This is a genomic window from Bradyrhizobium sp. STM 3843, assembly GCF_000239815.1.
In the GTDB taxonomy this organism is placed as follows: Bacteria; Pseudomonadota; Alphaproteobacteria; order Rhizobiales; family Xanthobacteraceae; genus Bradyrhizobium.
On sequence record NZ_CAFK01000216.1, the window covers coordinates 1 to 17,156 of the forward strand.

Annotated in this window: 13 protein-coding genes; 7 read left to right on the top strand and 6 right to left on the bottom strand. The window is 64.9% G+C overall.

Going from position 1 to position 17,156, the window contains the following annotated elements; genetic code table 11:
- The 3 genes from BRAS3843_RS22960 to BRAS3843_RS22970 form a co-directional block, all read right to left on the bottom strand.
- Nucleotides 1–762 (bottom strand): carbamoyltransferase N-terminal domain-containing protein (locus tag BRAS3843_RS22960; protein WP_277996488.1); only part of this gene is annotated, 762 nt, incomplete at its 3' end.
- A 41-nt stretch (nt 763–803) separates the two neighbouring features.
- Nucleotides 804–1,439: a uracil phosphoribosyltransferase gene (upp, locus tag BRAS3843_RS22965; RefSeq protein WP_008971457.1), complete on the bottom strand. Its 636-nt coding sequence runs from the start codon at nt 1,437–1,439 to the stop codon at nt 804–806.
- Nucleotides 1,440–1,543: 104 nt separating this feature from the next.
- A complete protein-coding gene (locus BRAS3843_RS22970; RefSeq protein WP_008971458.1) occupies nt 1,544–3,271 on the bottom strand; it encodes a cation:proton antiporter in 1,728 nt (575 codons plus the stop codon).
- A gap of 169 nt (nt 3,272–3,440) precedes the next feature.
- Here BRAS3843_RS22970 and BRAS3843_RS22975 point away from each other — a divergent pair, with 169 nt between their 5' ends.
- Complete coding sequence (locus tag BRAS3843_RS22975) at nt 3,441–3,962, top strand: DUF3124 domain-containing protein (RefSeq protein WP_347379587.1); 522 nt, start codon at nt 3,441–3,443, stop codon at nt 3,960–3,962.
- Between the two features lie 44 nt (nt 3,963–4,006).
- Here the strand turns inward: BRAS3843_RS22975 and BRAS3843_RS22980 are convergent, their stop codons facing one another.
- The gene (locus tag BRAS3843_RS22980) at nt 4,007–4,474 is read right to left on the bottom strand and encodes an SRPBCC domain-containing protein (protein WP_008971460.1); all 468 of its coding nucleotides are present in this window, start codon (nt 4,472–4,474) and stop codon (nt 4,007–4,009) included.
- A gap of 272 nt (nt 4,475–4,746) precedes the next feature.
- Between BRAS3843_RS22980 and BRAS3843_RS22985 the strand changes: the two genes are divergently transcribed.
- From BRAS3843_RS22985 to BRAS3843_RS23005, 5 genes are all read left to right on the top strand, one after another.
- Complete coding sequence (locus BRAS3843_RS22985) at nt 4,747–5,667, top strand: c-type cytochrome (RefSeq protein ID WP_008971461.1); 921 nt, start codon at nt 4,747–4,749, stop codon at nt 5,665–5,667.
- A gap of 128 nt (nt 5,668–5,795) precedes the next feature.
- Nucleotides 5,796–6,497, top strand: a complete 702-nt coding sequence (locus BRAS3843_RS22990) for a glutamine amidotransferase (RefSeq protein ID WP_008971462.1) — start codon at nt 5,796–5,798, stop codon at nt 6,495–6,497.
- Between the two features lie 152 nt (nt 6,498–6,649).
- Nucleotides 6,650–7,972 (top strand): MFS transporter, encoded by a 1,323-nt coding sequence (locus BRAS3843_RS22995; RefSeq protein ID WP_008971463.1) that lies wholly within the window; start codon nt 6,650–6,652, stop codon nt 7,970–7,972.
- Between the two features lie 84 nt (nt 7,973–8,056).
- Nucleotides 8,057–8,812 (top strand): class II aldolase/adducin family protein, encoded by a 756-nt coding sequence (locus BRAS3843_RS23000; protein ID WP_008971464.1) that lies wholly within the window; start codon nt 8,057–8,059, stop codon nt 8,810–8,812.
- 200 nt (nt 8,813–9,012) lie between these two features.
- Entirely contained in the window at nt 9,013–10,326 is a 1,314-nt protein-coding gene (locus BRAS3843_RS23005) for a Spy/CpxP family protein refolding chaperone (RefSeq protein ID WP_008971465.1), read from the top strand.
- A 122-nt stretch (nt 10,327–10,448) separates the two neighbouring features.
- Here the strand turns inward: BRAS3843_RS23005 and BRAS3843_RS23010 are convergent, their stop codons facing one another.
- Nucleotides 10,449–11,813, bottom strand: a complete 1,365-nt coding sequence (locus tag BRAS3843_RS23010; RefSeq protein ID WP_008971466.1) for a M23 family metallopeptidase — start codon at nt 11,811–11,813, stop codon at nt 10,449–10,451.
- 135 nt (nt 11,814–11,948) lie between these two features.
- Nucleotides 11,949–12,695 (bottom strand): peroxiredoxin, encoded by a 747-nt coding sequence (locus BRAS3843_RS39780; RefSeq protein ID WP_008971467.1) that lies wholly within the window; start codon nt 12,693–12,695, stop codon nt 11,949–11,951.
- Between the two features lie 533 nt (nt 12,696–13,228).
- On the opposite strand from BRAS3843_RS39780, the gene BRAS3843_RS23020 reads away from it, so the two are divergent.
- Nucleotides 13,229–16,948 (top strand): DUF3971 domain-containing protein, encoded by a 3,720-nt coding sequence (locus BRAS3843_RS23020; protein WP_008971468.1) that lies wholly within the window; start codon nt 13,229–13,231, stop codon nt 16,946–16,948.
- The last annotated feature ends 208 nt before the right edge of the window (nt 16,949–17,156 follow it).

Sequence of the window (17,156 nt, forward strand, 5' to 3'; positions counted from 1 at the left end):
CATGCTGTCGTTGCAGGACAGCTTCCGCAGTGAGCCGCCTTGGGCTTGATAGAGCGACACCGAGCCGCGGTCGCCGGTGCCGTCGAGCACGGCGATGGCGACCGGCTCGTCGCCATCGGCATAGGGTGAGGCTGCATAGGTGAACCAGGCATGGTTGTCATGATGCGGCATCATGATCAGCGGCACGCGCTCAGTGAGACCCAGCTGCCTTGCCAGGATCTTCGGCGTCCGCGTCATCGTGTCCATGCGGCGCGCGTCGAAGCCGGCGGCCTCGGTGGTGCGCAGCAGTTTCAGGCTCTGCGGCGCTTCTTCCAGAATGGTGCGGGCCAAGGTGCCGGCGAGCGCCGGATAGTCCCACGTGGTGAGCCAGGCAAAGATATCGGCCACGTCGCGGCCCATGCCGCGCAGCGCCGCGACCATCGCATCGATCGAGGCACCAGGATATTCACTGGTATGCTTGTTGCCGGAGAAGCGCTCCTCCTCATTGTTGAGGATCAGCCGCGGACCGTCCGCCAGCGTCACCTCCACCAGCGCCACGCCGGAATTGTGCGTGCCGGGCGGGCCGAGGCCGGCGAGATAGAGCGTCTCGCCGCGCGCGAGCCGCTCGCGCGCCTCGGCCAGCCGTGCATCCGCGAAAGTCGAGCCGAGGCGGTGGAAGCCGGCGCGCGCGAACAGTTTGGTCGCCAGCCATTCGGCTGCGCCCCCGGCCGCGGCGCCAAGCCGGGGATGCCTCGGTCCGATGCGCCGGATGATCTTCGACAATCCAGGCTGGCTCGGCTGCATCAACACGAGAGCGGCGGCTGTTATTTGGTGCCGAACATACGGTCGCCGGCATCGCCGAGACCGGGCACGATATAGGCGTGATCGTTGAGCTTCTCGTCGATCGCGGCGGTCCAGATCGAGATCTCCGGATGCTCGCTCTGGAATTGCGCGATGCCCTCGGGCGCGGCCAGCAGGCAGACGAAACGGATGTCGCGCGCTCCGCGCAATTTCAACAGCGCGGCCGCGGCGCAGGCGGAATTACCGGTCGCCAGCATCGGGTCCATCAGGATCACGGTGCGGTCGGAGAGGTCCTGCGGCGCCTTGAAGTAATACTCCACCGCCTCCAGCGTCTGCGGATCGCGGTAGAGGCCGATATGGGCGACACGCGCCGAGGGCAGCAGCGCCAGCATGCCGTCGAGGAAGCCGACGCCCGCGCGCAGAATCGGCGCCAAGGTCAGCTTCTTGCCTGCGATCTTGGGCGCCTTCATCGGGGCGAGCGGCGTCTCGATGTCGACCAGCTCCAGCGGCAGGTCGCGCGTGACCTCGTAGGCGAGCAGCATGCCGATCTCGTTCAGGAGCTCGCGAAAGCCTTTGGTCGAGCGGTCGCGCTCGCGCATCAAGGAGAGCTTGTGCTGGACCAGCGGGTGGTCGACGACGTGGAGATTGGCTGATGTCATGGGTATGACTTACCGGCTTTCGCGCGGCTGCGCCAGCGGCCGCCGGAGCGGGCCTGCGCAGAAAATCGGCCGGCGTCTCACGGGCAGATCGCTCCCGGACCGCTTCACGGCAGCACCTCGCGGCGATCGGCGAGCAGCGCCTCGGCGTGGCTGCGGCGTTCGGCCAGCAGGCCGCCGCTTGCAGCTTCGATCAGATTGAGCAGCACCTGCGCATTGTTGAGCCGCGGCAGCACGACGTAATCGGCTCCGGCATCATAGAGATCGTTGACGTCGGCGATCAGGTCGGCGGTCGCCACGATCTTCGCGGTGCCGTTGATGGCGCGGACGTGCCGCACCAGCTTCTCGTTGCTGGCTCCCTTGAGCAGCGCGTCCGGCACGCTCAGGACGATCAGCTCGGCATGGCCGATGCCGGCATGAACAAGCGTATCGACATTGCTGATGTCGCCATAGGTCACCTGGATGCCGCGCTCTGACAGTGTCCTGAAGACCACGGGATTGAAATCGATCACGCCGATCCGGTCCAGCAGTGCCGGCTGGTTGCGCTCGATCTCGGCCAGCAGTGCGCTCGCGGTGCGGAAGAAGCCGAGGATCACGATCGGCCGCCCGGCGCCATGGCCGGCCTTGTCTCCGGCCTCATGGGCTTGCCCATGATCGAGGTCGCGCAGGCCGAGCCGCTTCAAAAGCGGAATCGTGCGGCGGGTGATCGGATCCGAGCGGACGATCACGAAGGTCGAGAGCACCGCCAGCACGACGAAGGCAAACGAGGCCGCATTCGACGTCTCGCCGCGCAGATGGCCGGCGGCGACGCCGGTCTGGATGATGACCAGCGAGAACTCGCTAATCTGGGCCAGATTGATCGCGGGCAATAGGCTGGCGCGGAGGCCCTGCCGCATCAGGAAGAGCGGGGTGAAGGTCGACAGCAGCCGGCTTGCGACCGTGAACAGCGCAACGATCAGCGCCAGCCCGACCACCGACATGTTGGGGACGGGAATGGTCATGCCGAGCGCGACAAAGAATAGCGTGATGAAGAAGTCGCGCAAGGTGGTCACTTTTGCGGTGACGTCGAGCGCGTAAGGGAAGGTCGAGAGTGAGACGCCGGCGACCAGCGAACCCATCTCGCGCGACAGCTGCAATTGCTCAGCGATCTCGGCGATCAGGAAGCACCAGGCGAGCGCGCCGAGCAGGATCAGCTCTGGACTGCGCGCGACGCGATGAAACAGCTGCGGCAGCACGTAGCGGCTGAGCAGCAGCGCGATCGCGACCAGTGTGCCGGCGCGGGCGAAGGACAGCACAATCACGCTGATCTGGAGATTGTCGAGGCTCGGCTGCACCGCCAGGAACAGGATCGCGAACACGTCCTGCAGCACCAGGATGCCGAGCGTGATGCGGCCGGGCAGGGTGTCGAGCTCGCGCTTCTCGTAGAGCACCTTGACGATGATCACGGTCGAGGACAGCGCGCAAGCCACGCCGAGATAGAGCGCGTCGTAGTGTCCTTCCCCCATGGCCACGCCGACCGCGATGAAGAACAGCAGGCCGAGCAGGGCGCCACCAATGATCTGTACGCCGCCCGCGATCAGGATCACGGGACCGGCACGGATGATCTTCTTGAGATCGATCTCGAGTCCGATCATGAACAGCATGAAGATCAGGCCGAGCTCGGAAATCACCGAGATCGAGTCCTGGGACTTGACCCAGCCGGTTCCAAATGGACCAATGACGAAACCCGCGATCAGATAAGCGAGAATCGATGGTTGCCGCGAAAACTGCGCAGCCAGCCCCAGCACCCACGCAAACAGGATGCAGAGCGTGATGTCCCCAATCAGTTCGTGCATGAATCCAGCCTCACCGCGGCAATTCAAAGCCGCACCAGACTCAAGAATTGCTAGTGCACTTCGATTCCGAAGTCCGCAGACGAAGCTGCCGCGATCTGATGCGAATTTCGGACCCGGAGCACTAGGACGACGTAGCAATAAGCTCAAACGGACAATATGTCACATGCGCATGGGGCTGTCGCTGATGCTGCTTCTGCTGGTGCCGACGGCCATGGTCCATGGCCAGTCAGGCCTGACGCAGAGTTTTGCGGCGTCGCTGACGGCGGTTCCAACCGACCCGCAGACTGTCGCGGGTTCGGTCTATGTCCCGGCCTATTCGAGCGTGGCGATGACGCCGGGCAAGATGCGCGCCGATTTTTCGGTCACCTTGAGCCTCCATAACGCCTCGGAATCGGCGCCGCTCATCCTCAAGCGCATCGCCTATTTCGATACGTCCGGCGTGCTGGTGCAGAGTTATCTGCAGGAGCCGATTGCGCTGAAGCCGTTTGCGACCATCGAGATCTTCATCCCCACCAAGGATGTGCGCGGCGGCACCGGGGCGAATTTCGTGATCGACTGGGCCGCGACCGCTCCGATCGCCGAGCCCGTGGCCGAAGCCCTGATGATTGGCAGCCTCGGTAGCGGTCACTATGCTTTCGTCAGCCAGGGCCGGGCGGTGCGAGTTGTGGGTAGCAAGGCCCATGAGCCATAGCCGGCACCTGCAAAAACGAGGATGCGTTTCGAACGCGCTGACGTTCATTCGACATGCCGCGCGAGGTTCTCCAGTGTCGACGCCATGCCGAGCTCGTGATCCGCGCGACTGATTCCAACCGGCACGTTCTCGGCGAGAAGAGAGACAAGCGTACCATCCGCCGCTGCAGACAATGCCCATGTCATCGTCATCGTGCCGGCGAACTCCGGCCTGTCGGAAACGAAATCGACCGCTTGCACGATGAGCTTTCCCGGCAGGATCCGCAGGAAGTGTCCGCGGACCACATCTTCGTGCTCAGAGGATTTCCCCGGCGCCAGCGCAAACGTCAAGACGATCTCGAAGCGTCCACCCTCGCGCGGATCGAAGTGCCTGATTTCTCCGCTCGCTTTATCGGGCGGCAGCCAGCGCACGAGCTTTTCGGGCTGAATGAACGCGTCGTAGATCGCGTCCTGAGTTGCCCTAATGAGGCGGGCGGCGCTGTGCGTCCGATCGGTCTGCGAAGCGTCACGCATGGGTTTTCTCCGGCGAAAAGGACTGATATCGAAGGACGAATGAGAGCGGCGCGAGCCGACATCGGGGATTTTTTCGTCAACCCTGATAAAGACGAACCCGATCGCCTGACCGACAATATGGACGCGTCTAATTTTATTCCTGCGGCGCGGTTTATTTGTTTACACCGCCGACATTGCATCCGTAACGCAAATCCCTGCGGCTGACATCGATGCGCATCATGTCTCGTGCATCTGACGAGCAGAGTCGAGTCCGACGACAGGAGATGTGCACCTTGAACGCCGCCTGGTTCACGCTCGCGCGATCGCGATGCCGCGCGCGAGCATGGTTCGCAGCGATTATCTGCCTCGTCAGCATGGAGCTTGATCCGGCGGTGTCAGCGGAAACGCCGGTTGCGCGCGGCTCCTACCTCGTCAACACCATCATGGCCTGCGGCAACTGCCACAGCCCACGCGACAACGCCGGAGCCGTGATTGCGGACCGCGCGTTGTCGGGCGGTCTGACGATCACGACGCCCAGCTTCACGGCGACCGCGGCCAATATCACGTCCGACCGCGACACCGGAATCGGCGACTGGACCGACGCCGAGATCAAGCGCGCATTGTCCGATGGCGTCCGTCCGGATCATGGCCCGCTGCCCGGCGTGCCGCTTGCGGCGGTGATGCCGGTCGGATTCTACAAGGCCTTGCTGCCCGCCGACCTTGACGCCATCGTCGCCTATCTGCGCACGGTCAAGCCGGTCAGGAATGTGGTCCCGCAACCGACCTACGCCGCTGCGGTCCGCCGCGAGCCTTATCCAGAAGCGGAAGCCGGCTTTGCCGGCGCGGACTTCACCCGCCCGGAGCGCCGGGGTGCCTATCTGGTGACGATCGGCCATTGCATGGAGTGCCACTCGACCTGGTCGGACGGCCGCTCGGATTATCGGAACGGACTGGGGCGAGGCGGCCGGCCGTTCGGGCCTGCTCTGGTCCAGGGACTCGGCGCCAACTGGCATGGCGCGATCGCGCCCAACATCACTTCCGATTCCACATCGGGGCTTGGCGGCTGGTCCGATGCAGAGATCGCAAACGCGATCCGGCATGGCATCGCACGCGATGGTCATCACCTGGCCCTTCCGATGGCCTTCGCGTTCTACGCGGGTCTCCGCGATCAAGACGTGGCCGATATCATCGCCTATCTCAGAACATTACGCTGAGACCGAGGCTGGTAATCGGAGGGGCGCGCGATCAGTCGATCGGCGTGATTTGGCTTGCCATTTTTCCGTTTTCGATTGATCCAATCGAAGCGCACGCACCGTATTGCCGACTGGCTCCGGGAGACCTCATGCCTCGCGTCACCATCATCGAAACCGGGCTTATACCTTCGCGATATCGCGCGCGGCACGGGACATTTCCCGAGATGTTCGCGCGCATGATCCACGCCGATGACCCCTCGATCGGCTTCGACGTCGTAAGCGTGCTCGGCGGCGCGCAGCTTCCCGATCCTGCCTCGTTGCAGGCGATCCTGATCACGGGGTCTCCTGCCGGCGTGTATGATGAGCTTGACTGGATCGCGCCGCTGGAAGAGTTCGTGCGCGCGGCTTACGCCAACTCCACGCCGATGGTCGGCGTCTGTTTTGGCCATCAGCTGATCGCGCAAGCCATGGGCGGCATCGTGCGCAAATCCGACAAGGGCTGGGGCATCGGACGGCATGTCTACCAGGTGATGCCGGGCAACGGTGTCATCGAGGATATAGAACTCGCCATTGTCTGCTCGCACCAGGATCAGGTCATCGCGGCCCCGCGCGACGCCCGCACCATCCTGTCCTCGCCGTTCACGGCGCATGCCGGCCTGCTCTATGCGAACGGCGCGACCTTGACGGTGCAGCCGCATCCCGAATTCGACGCCGATTTCGTCCATGCGTTGTGTGAGCTGCATGCGGACCATGCTCCCGAGAGTGTCGTGGCCGCGGCCAGAGCGTCCTTGGCCGAACCGCTCGACAGCGCCAAGCTCGGCCGCGCGATCACGCGCTTTCTCATGCGCTGACAGCGCCTGTGCGCAAACCCTCGTGCCTCCACATGCGGAGGTGCTCGTCACCATGTCAAATCTGCACGCCTGATCCCGCAATCGAGTGACTGGTCCGGAACGGACTCGCTGATACCTTCGTTTCAACAACACGAAGAACAAGCGAGGAAGCGATGTCCGGACTGGAGTCGGCGACGCCGCGTATCAAGCTCATTCAACGTCTGGCGCTGGGGCTCCTGGTCGTTGCGGGTGTGGTGAATTACATCGACCGGGCGACGCTCGCGGTCGCCAATCCGCTGATCCGCGAGGAACTCGGGCTCTCGATCGCGGACATGGGCTATCTGCTGTCGGCGTTCCTCTGGGCCTATGCCTTCGCGCAATTGCCGACCGGCGCGATGGTCGACCGGTTGGGACCGCGCATTCTGCTGACGCTGGGCTTGAGCCTGTGGTCGTTCGCGCAACTGCTCGGTGGCCTCGTGCAGAATTTCGGCCAGTTCTTCGGTGCGCGCATTCTGCTCGGGATCGGCGAAGCGCCGCAGTTTCCAACCGGCGCGCGGGTGGTGCGGGACTGGTTCAATCAACGCGACCGCGGGCTCGCCACCGGCGTCTTCAATTGCGCCTCATCGCTCGGAACCGCGATCGCAGCGCCGCTGCTGACCTTCCTCATGCTCTCATTCGGCTGGCGGGTGATGTTCGTTATCATGGGCGTCGCCGGCCTGATCGTCGCCGCGGCATGGTGCGTGCTCTATCGCAACCCGGAAGAGATGGCTCTGACACCGCAGGAAAATGTCTACCGCACCCAGGGCGATCCGCCAGGCCAGCGCACCAAGGTCACCTTTCGCGAATGGAAGCTGCTGTTCCGCTTCCGCACCACCTGGGGCATGGTCGCAGGCTATTTCGGCTGCATCTATCTGACCTGGATCTACACCGCGTGGTTGCCCGGCTATCTCGAGATCGAGCGCCACATGAGCGTGAAGTACACCGGCTGGGCCGCGGCGGTCCCGTTCGCCTGCGGCGTCATCGGTGGCGTGTTCGGCGGCTACATCGCCGATCACCTGGTGCGCCGTGGGACCGAGCCGCTGAGGAGCCGGCGAATCCCGGCTGCGATCGCGCTGTTGGGCACGGCCACCTGCACGGTGGCCGCGGCCTACGTATCCAGCAACGCGCTGGCGATTGTCTTCATCTCGATCTCGCTGTTCCTGGTCTATGTCACCAGTACCTGCGCCTGGGCGCTGAGCTCGGTCGCAGTCCCGACCAACTGCACGGCCTCGATCGGCGCCGTGCAGAATTTTGGCGGCTATCTCGGGGGCGCGCTCGCGCCCACCGTCACCGGCCTCATCGTGCAGAAGACCGGCTCGTTCATTCCAGCGCTCGTCGTCGGGGCCTTGATCGGCATCGTCTCTGCCGGGTCCTATCTGTTCGTTGTCGATCAGCCGATCACGGGCGCGGACCTGGAAGCCGAAGCCGAGGCGCAGCTGAGTTCGGTCCGCGGTTAAAGCGGGCTATGGGACGTCTGCCCGCTTTTCTGGTAGGGTTCGGGTTCCATCGAATTGCACAACAAGACCGCCGGGGAGAAGAAAATGAACCAGGACGCCGTATTCGCGGCCGAGAAGGCCATTCGTATCGATCTTGCCGCCTGCTATCGGCTCGTCGCCCTTTATGGCTGGGACGACCTGATCTTCACGCATATTTCGGCGCGCCTGCCGGGGCCGGATCACCAGTTCCTGATCAATCCCTACGGCCTGATGTTCGAGGAGATCACGGCATCGAGCCTCGTCAAGATCGGGCTTGATGGCAAGCCGGTCGGCGAGTCGAAATACCCCGTCAATCCTGCAGGCTTCACGATCCATTCCGCCGTGCACGAGGTTCGTGACGACGCCGGCTGCGTGATGCATTTGCACACGGCGGACGGCACCGCGGTCTCCACCTCCAAGGAGCGCCTGCTGCCGTTGAACCAGACCGCGCAGCTGGTGCTTCCCGATCTTGCCTATCACGACTACGAGGGCGTCGCGCTCGATCACGACGAACGCCCGCGCCTGCAGCGAGACCTCGGATCCAAGAACCTGATGCTTCTGCACAATCATGGCACGCTCGCTGTGGGTCGCACCTGCGCGGAAGCGTTCCTGCGGATGTATTTCCTGGAGCGCGCCTGCACGATGCAGGTCCGCACCCGCATGCTCGGGGACATCACCATGGATCATCCGACCGCGCCGGATGTGATCGAGAAAAACGCCAAGCTCGCGATGTCAGGCGGAATGTCGCAGCTTGCGGAGCAGCTGGTCTGGCCCGCCTTGCTCCGGAAGCTCGATCGGACCGATCCAAGCTTCCGGACGTGAGGCGGCGGCCCGCGAGGCTATCGCAGCAAGGCCATCGCATAAGGCCTGAAGCAGATCGGGTTCGTAGCGATTGCCGGGAACTTTCGGTTCCCATGCGCGTCATTTCACGAAGCGCGATTTAAGTCTGGCGCGAAGGAGACCGGGGCCAAGGAAGGCGGCAGCCCATGTCAAGGTTCCGCTTGTCAAAATCTCGCAAAGCGATGGGCGCGCTCGCCGTTGCCGCGGTTGTGCTGGGCGCGTTGCCGTCAGGTCCGGCCGAGGCCGGCCTTCGGCTTCGCGTCGGCCCTGTCGCGGTCGTGCGCATGGCGATGGGCGGCATGCTGGGCCTGGTAGGCGCGCGCCGCACGCGCATGGCGCATCACGGCCGCATCCGCACCGCCGCGCTTGGGCCGCAGGATCGCCGCGCGGCCGAATCCGGACGCGCCGGCAACCGGCTTTCGGAGCGCGCCCAGCTCACCGCATTCGCAGCGCTGTCCGGCTGGCACGGCGGCCACAGCGCGGAAGGCAATACCCAAGCCTCGGCCCAAGGCTGGTGGCGTCACGCCGACGGCTCGTACGGCTGGGTCGGTCCGCTGTTCTGGCCGTACGCGGCTGACGATCTCGCCGACTTCATCGTGTTCGGCAACAGCAGCGCCCTGTTCGGGTACGGCTACCCGGACATCAATGCCGCGATCTTCGCGCCCTACGGCGCCAGTGAACTCGCGGCCTATCTGCCGGGCGACGCGACGGGGCGGCGCTCACGCAAGGTCCCCGCGGTCAAGGATCTCTGCGGCAACGCCAGGGGCGAGGAGCCTGGCTTTCCCATCGAGCGTATTGCGCAAGACCTGCGGCTGAACGAAGCGCAGCGTACAGGCCTGGACCAACTCGCCGCCGCCTGGACGTCTGCGGACAAAACCATCGCATCATCCTGTCCGGCCGAGGCGCCGGCCAACGGGCTTGACCGGCTGGCGACGATGCAAAGCCGCCTCGCCGCCATGATCAGCGCGGTCGATGCCGTGCAGCCGAGCCTGTCGAAGTTCTATGAGCTGCTCGACGACAATCAAAAGGCGCGGCTCGATGTGTTGGGAGCCGATTCGCGCCCGCAGGCCGCCGAGCCACTGCGCAAGGGCCGGCGCACCGCCTCTGCGGACCGCACGCCTCGAGAGGCGCTGGCTGCCGCGTGCCAGGCCGAGCAACAGGGCGAACCCTCGCTCGATCAGCTGGCCGAGCAGTTTTCGAAAGTGCAATGGCCGCTCGACGAGATCGCCGGCAATCTGCATCTCGATGATACCCAGCGCGCAGCACTTGAAGTGCTGCAGGACACCAGCCTGAAGGCACTGGAGCTGCAGAGCGCCTCCTGCCGCGCTCAGGGCGCTCGCACCATGCCCGCCCGCGTTGAGGTCGTGAAGGCGCAGCTGGAGGCCATGCTGCAGGCCGCAAAGGAGGTCGCCGACGCGCTCGACGATTTCTATTTCAACCTGAGCGAGGAGCAGAAAACGCAATTCGAAGCGATCGGCCCGCAGCGAGGCGCGTGAGGATCGCTGCGCCTGCGCCAACTCACGCGCCCGCGGCTCACGCTGAAACAATTGAACAGCAATTAGCGCCGAACACTATACCTCCACCATTGCGGGCTGCGCGTGGACTGCGTTGCAGCTTACTAACCCGCGCTCAGCCGGACGCCGGCGCGGAGGAATTTCTGCGGGTCGACCGCCTCGCCGTCGATGCGGGTCTCGTAATGCAGGTGCGGACCCGTGGAGCGGCCGGTCGAACCGACCTCGCCGATGACCTCGCCGATCCTGACCTGCTGGCCGACATGCACGTTGATCTCGGAGAGATGGCCGTAGCGCGTCGAGAGGCCGTTGCCGTGATCCACCTCGACCATGCGGCCATAGCCGCCGGACCAGCCGGCCGAGACCACCTTGCCGTTGGCGGTGACGCGCACGGGATCGCCTGTCTGCGCCCGGAAATCGAGCCCGGTATGCATGGCCGGTCGTCCGAGGAACGGATCTGAGCGGACGCCGAAGCCTGACGTGAACTCGACCTCGCCCACCACCGGCTTGCGATAGGGCACCAGCGTCAGCGTGCGGTTGAGCCGCTCGACCTGGGCGCGGGTGATGTTGATGCGGTAGAGCTGGCGCTCGAACGGGCCGGACTCGGCGTTGAGCTTCACGGGAACGAAGGGGCCGCCCATCGGGGGCCCCTTTGGCGCCGCCGCTTCGAGCTGCGCCATGTCCAGACCGAGATCGGTGATCACGCCGCGCATCCGCCGCAGCCGCGATTCCATGCTCTCTTCGGCGTTATTGAGCATCGCGATCTGCCGCGCCTCGACCTGATCGAGCGAGCGCTGCAGCCTGGTTAGCACATTGTCGACGCCATTGAGCTTCGCGAACTGGCTGGGCTGCGCGTTGGAGAGAACAGGGGTGCGGGACTCCAGCCGCGCCTCGCGATCAGGCGGCGCCTTGAAGATCACGGTGTCGCTGATCGGCGACGGTTTCGGCGTGGTGATCGCAGGCGCCGTCTCGGGCGCGGCGCTGCGTGCCGGCGGCCGGATCGAGCCGGTGATGTCGGGCATGCTGCCGAGCGCCGTCGCGCGGCTCTCGAGCGCGGTCTGGCGCTTCAGGATCTGATCGAGCTTCTGATCGAACTGCTCCTGGTCGAGCATCTGGCGGCTGGTGGCGCGGTCGACCTTGGCGCGCAGCTCGGCGATGCGGTCCTCATAGGCATATTGCATCTCGGCCTGGCGGGCGATCAGCCGGGTCAGCACGTCGTCGCGGAAGGCGAAATAGGTCGCAGTGGCCGCCGACCACAGGCCGAGCAACGTGATGGTCCCGACCACGATCCAGAACACCACCGGGCCGACGCGCACCTGCTTGCCGGCATGTACCAGCGTGTAGTCGCTTTGCGAGACGGCCGCAGTAGGGGCGGGGTGGCTGGCCGGCATGCGGCGCGCCTGCATGGCGCGACCGCGATCATGGGCATGGTGCTGGGGATATTCGGCATAGTGGCCGGAACGATGCGACATCGGCACTCCCGTGCCGGTCGGATCAAGTTCCTACGGCATCAACGCCTGCCGATTTGACCCATGCATGGTTAATTTTATCCCAACGTGAGGATGCGGCTTTTAAAGCTCCTTTCCAAGCGCCTCTCAAAGCGCCTCTCAAAGCTGTTGGGCCGCGGCGAGCACGGCGTCGGCATGGCCATCTACCTTGACGTTGCGCCAGACCTTGGCGATGCGACCGGCGCGATCGATCAACACGGTGCTCCTGATGATGCCCAGAAACTTGCGGCCATAGAGCGATTTCTCGCCCCAGGCGCCGTAGGCCTCGAGCATCTCATGGTGTTCGTCGGAGACCAGCGGCACCGCGAGCCCGTGCTTGTCGCGGAAATTGTCCTGGGCCTTCACCGTGTCGGCGGAGACGCCGAGCACGGCCGCCCCGGCGTCGGCGAACGCCGCGGCGAGGCGGGTGAAGTCGATCGCCTCCTTGGTGCAGCCCGGCGTATTGGCCTTGGGATAGAAGAACAGCACCAGCTTCTGGCCGGCATAATCGGCCAGCGATAGAGTTCCGCCGCCGTCACGCGGCAGGCTGAAGCCGGGCGCCTTAGCGCCTTCGGCGAGCGCCGCCGGGCTGCTGGCCGATTCGCGGCCAGTCGCGGCGGATGATGGGGACTTGGCAGACTTCGCAGCCGGACGAGGTGCCGCGGCGGGTTTGGCGGTTCCTGGCCTGCTGGACGCCTTGCTGCCCGTGGCGACGGCCTTCTTGATCGCCTTCTTAGCGGTCTTCCGGGCGGACGCCGCAGAGCTCTTGGCAGCTTTGGCCGGCGCCTTCGCGCGTGCGCCGGACTTTCCAGCGGATTTGCCCGCTGGTGACGTTTTGGGGGATTTCTTACGTGATTGCTTTGACATACGCCTTCCTTTCGACGCTTTCCGCGGATCAATCATGGGAGGATGCGAATCCTCGTCCGGCATGCCGGATCGAGCGGCTGGCACACCCCAGTTTCCGAAGCCCGCGTAAGCGATCACCGCCGGCGTGGCGCGAACTTCGGAAATTGGACGTGGAAGCTCATGGGCACCGGTAAGCTACCAGTAAGCTTGCAGGTCTCAAATCTGCGGGCTCCTGTTCGGCAATTCGATCGGAGTTCCCGGTATGGCATGACGAGATGACGGCCGCAGGAACTTCAGATCGGGGGCAGGTGTGACTGGGCAAATCTGACGCCGCCGGGGTATGGTGACAAGGATTTCGGCGCCTCGCCAGTTGCGCTTCTTGAGCGGGCCGGCAGCACCCGAGCGAGCAACAGGATCAATCAGCGATTGGGGGCGCGATGCCGGCAGAGGAGCGCTCGTTACCTGTCAACGGGCGGAGCCGAACCGGCGACCAATCTGGTACGTACCAGGTGGGTTGCGACTCATCTGACACACGACGCCAATACCGAGAGGCAATGGCAAGGAATACATCCCCCCAACGGCCCAATCTGCAGGCGGAGACCCAGGCCGGACAGTGGGATCATGCCGACTGGGATCATGCGCGTCTGCACGATGATTCCGACGTCGACGAGCGCGAGCACGACGATGTGGCGGGTCACCATGCGCGTCGGCTGCTGTCGCGCTCCAACTCGCGGCTGGATGCTTTCATCGATCGGCTGCTGGCACTGCCGCGCTGGCTGGTGAGAGAACGCTGGGTCAGGCGGCTCGTCGTCTCGATTGTCACTGTGGCGGCGGTATTTGCGGTGAGTTTCGCCGTGCTGTGGTGGCGATTGGGGACCGGCCCCATCAATCTCGACATCGCCACGCCTTGGCTCGCGGCGGCGATCGAGGACAATATCGGCCACGGCAACACGGTCGAGGTTGGCGGTACCCAGATCGAGCGCGCGGGTCGGATCCACATCGCGGTGCGTCTCCGTGACGTCGTCGTCCGCGATCAGGATCATGCGGTGGTCGCGAGCGCGCCGAAGGCCGAGGTGCGGCTGTCCGGTGCCGAACTGCTGATGGGCCGACTGCGCGCCGAGAGCTTGAAGCTGGTCGATGCCGAACTTGCCGTCCGCATCACGCCCGACGGCACCGTCACGGTGTCGACCGGCGCCAGCAACAAGCCGCTGGCCACCGGCGTTGCCTCCAAGCGCGACGCCGGCCTGCCGCCGACATTCCCCCGTGCCGACGGCGGCGCTGCTGTCCCCGGCATGGCCGCACCGCCAGGCGCGAGCCAGCCGGTACCTGTGCCGCCATCGGCGGTGTCTGCACCGGGCAATGCGCCGAGCGGGGTGCTTGCCGGACTCGACTGGCTGGACAGTTTGAGCCTAAGCGGGCTCGATGGGCAGAACCTCAATGAGATCGGCCTCAAGAACGGCGTGCTGGTGGTGGACGACCAGCAGCGCGGCAACAAGTGGACGTTCGAAAACATCAGCCTGAGCCTGCGCCGTCCCATGGGCGGCGGCGTGGCGCTCAGTGTCGGCGAGGAGGGCGCCAAGCCCTGGTCGCTGCGCGTCACGGTCGGTACGGCCGCGAGCGGCGTCCGCGCCGTCGATATCAAGGCCGACAAGGTGCCGACCAGCAATATCCTGCTGGCGCTGCGGCTGAAGGATCTCACCTACATGGCCGACCTGCCGCTGTCCGGCGAGGTCAAGGGCGAACTCGGCCGCGACGGAGTGCCGACCTATCTGCACGGCAAGATCGCCGTCGGTGCGGGCAATATCATCGACACCGACACGCCCGCCTATCCGATGCCGATCGATCAGGCCGAACTGAACCTGGAATGGGATGCCGGGCGTCACGCGCTGGTCGCCCCGTTCAAGATCGTCTCCGGCGCCAACCGCATCACCTTGCTCGCCCATCTCGAGCCGCCCGATGGCGCGGCGAATGACTGGCGGCTGGGCCTGTCCGGCGGCACCATCCTCTTGGGCGGCATCGAGAACGAGCCGCCGCTGATCTTCAACCGCATCTCGATCGGCTTCCGCTTCGATACCCAGGGCAAGCGCGTGCTGCTGACGCAGGCCGATATCTCCAACGGTGAGATCGGCGTCGCCGGCACCGGCAGCATCGACTATTCGGGCGAGCCGCAGATCAAGCTCGGCTTTGCGGGTACGCCGATGTCGGCGATCGCGATGAAGCGGCTGTGGCCGGCGCTGATCGTGCCGGAGGTCCGGGCCTGGGTGATCGACCGCATCGAGCGGGGTTCGTTGCAGCGCATCGACATCGCGCTCAACTCGCCGGTGAAGAACCTGCCGCGGAAGGGACCGCCGATTCCGGAAGACGGCCTCGAGATCAACATCCTCGCCTCCGGCGTCAGCGTGCATCCGGTGGATGGACTGCCTTCGGTGCGCGACGCCGATCTGAAGGCGCATGTGACCGGTCGCACCGCGACCGTCAGCATCGGGCAGGGCGTGGCCGACACGCCGGCCGGGCGCAAGATCAATTTCTCCGACGTCGTGTTCGAGGTGCCGGACATGGCGCCGAAGCCGTCGCCCTCGCGCATCCGCATGCGGGTCGACGGTCAGGTGGCCGCTGCCGCCGAGATTCTCTCCTCTGATCGGCTGAGCGATCTGTCGGCGATGCCGATCGATCCGAACACCACCAAGGGCACCTTCGCAGCCAATATCAATCTCGCCATGCCGGTGAAGGGCGAATTGTCCAAGACCGATACCAGCTACACTGCGACGGCCGATCTCAACGGCTTCTCCGCGGAGAAGCTGGTGATGGGCCAGAAGCTCGAGGCCAACACGCTGAAGATCGCCGCCAACAACCAAGCCTATCAGGTCAAGGGCGACGTCAAGATCAACGGACAACAGGCATCGCTCGACTATCGCAAGCCGGCCGATGGCGACGCCGATATCAAGCTGCAGGCGACGCTTGATGACGCCGGCCGCGCGCGGCTGGGCATGGATCTCGGATCGGCGGTCAGCGGCAACATTCCGCTCAAGCTCAACGGCAAGATCGCCGCCTCCAGCGATCACGACAGCAAGATCGGCGTCGAGGCCGATCTCACCCAGCTGAAGCTCGACAACGTCCTGCCTGGGTGGGTGAAGTCGCCGGGCAGGGCTGGCCGCGCCATCTTCAACGTGGTGTCGAAGCCGCAATCGACCCGGTTCGAGGACATCGTCATCGACAGCAGCGGCGCCTCGATCAAGGGCTCGCTCGAGGTCGACCAGAATGGCGACCTGATGAACGCCAACTTCCCGGTCTATTCGCCGTCGGACGGAGACAAGGCGCAGATCAAGGCCGAGCGCGGCCCGGACGGGGTGCTCAAAGTGACGATGCGCGGCGACGTGTTTGACGGCCGCGGCTTCATCAAATCGACGATGTCCGGCAAGGATACCGACAAGGGCAAGTCCAAGGCCATCGACATCGACGCCGACGTGAAGCTCGGCGCGGTCGCCGGCTTCAATGGCGAGGCACTGCGCAGCGTCGACATCAAGCTGTCGCGGCGGAGCGGCGCCTTCAAGAACTTCAACCTGAGCGGCAAGCTTGGCCGGGACACGTCGGTGAGCGCCGATCTGCGGATCGGACGCGACAGCCCGACTTCGACTCAGCGCAGCAGCCGCGCGCAAGGTCGTGAGGTGATCTATCTACAGACCGCCGACGCTGGTGCCTTCCTGAATTTCACCGACACCTATTCCAAGGTGATCGGCGGCCAGCTGGAACTGGCCATGGAGCCGCCGACCGCTGATTCCGGCCCGAAGGAAGGGCTGATCAACATGCGCGACTTCACCGTCAAGGGCGAGCAGGCGCTGGACCGCGCGGTCGCCGGGGGTGGCACAGGTGGCGGCGGGCAGGGCATCGCCTTCAGCGCGGCACGCGCGGAGTTCACGCGGCAGCCCGGCCTGTTGTCGGTCAGGGACGGAATCGTGCAGGGGGCAGCGATCTGTCTGACCGTCGAGGGCAGCATCGACTACAATGCCAACAAGGTTCGCATGAACGGAACCATGATTCCGGCGTGCGGGCTCAATGCTATCCCGGGTCAGATCCCTCTCATCGGCCTGCTGCTCGGCAACGGCAACAAGGAGGGCATGTTTGGCCTGACCTATGAAGTTGTGGGGACGCCGAGCCAACCGGTCGTCCGCGTCAATCCGATCTCAGCGATCGCGCCGGGCGTGTTCCGCAACATTTTCCGGTTCAACACCGGCAACCAGCCTTATACGCCGATGGACGCGCCTCCCAACAACTGACGGACGGGCCTGGAGTCGTTGTTTCCGTCATTGCGAGCCACGCGCTTGCGCACTGAAGCAATCCCAGAGCGCGTCCTCATCGAGCCGTCCGTGATGAGAGATGATGGATTGCTTCCGCCGTCGCCCGTCAGGCTATGGCGGGCAAGTCAGGCTATGGCGGGCAAGTCGTTTCGTTCGCAATGATGGCTGCCTTTGTGGCCTGCCGACA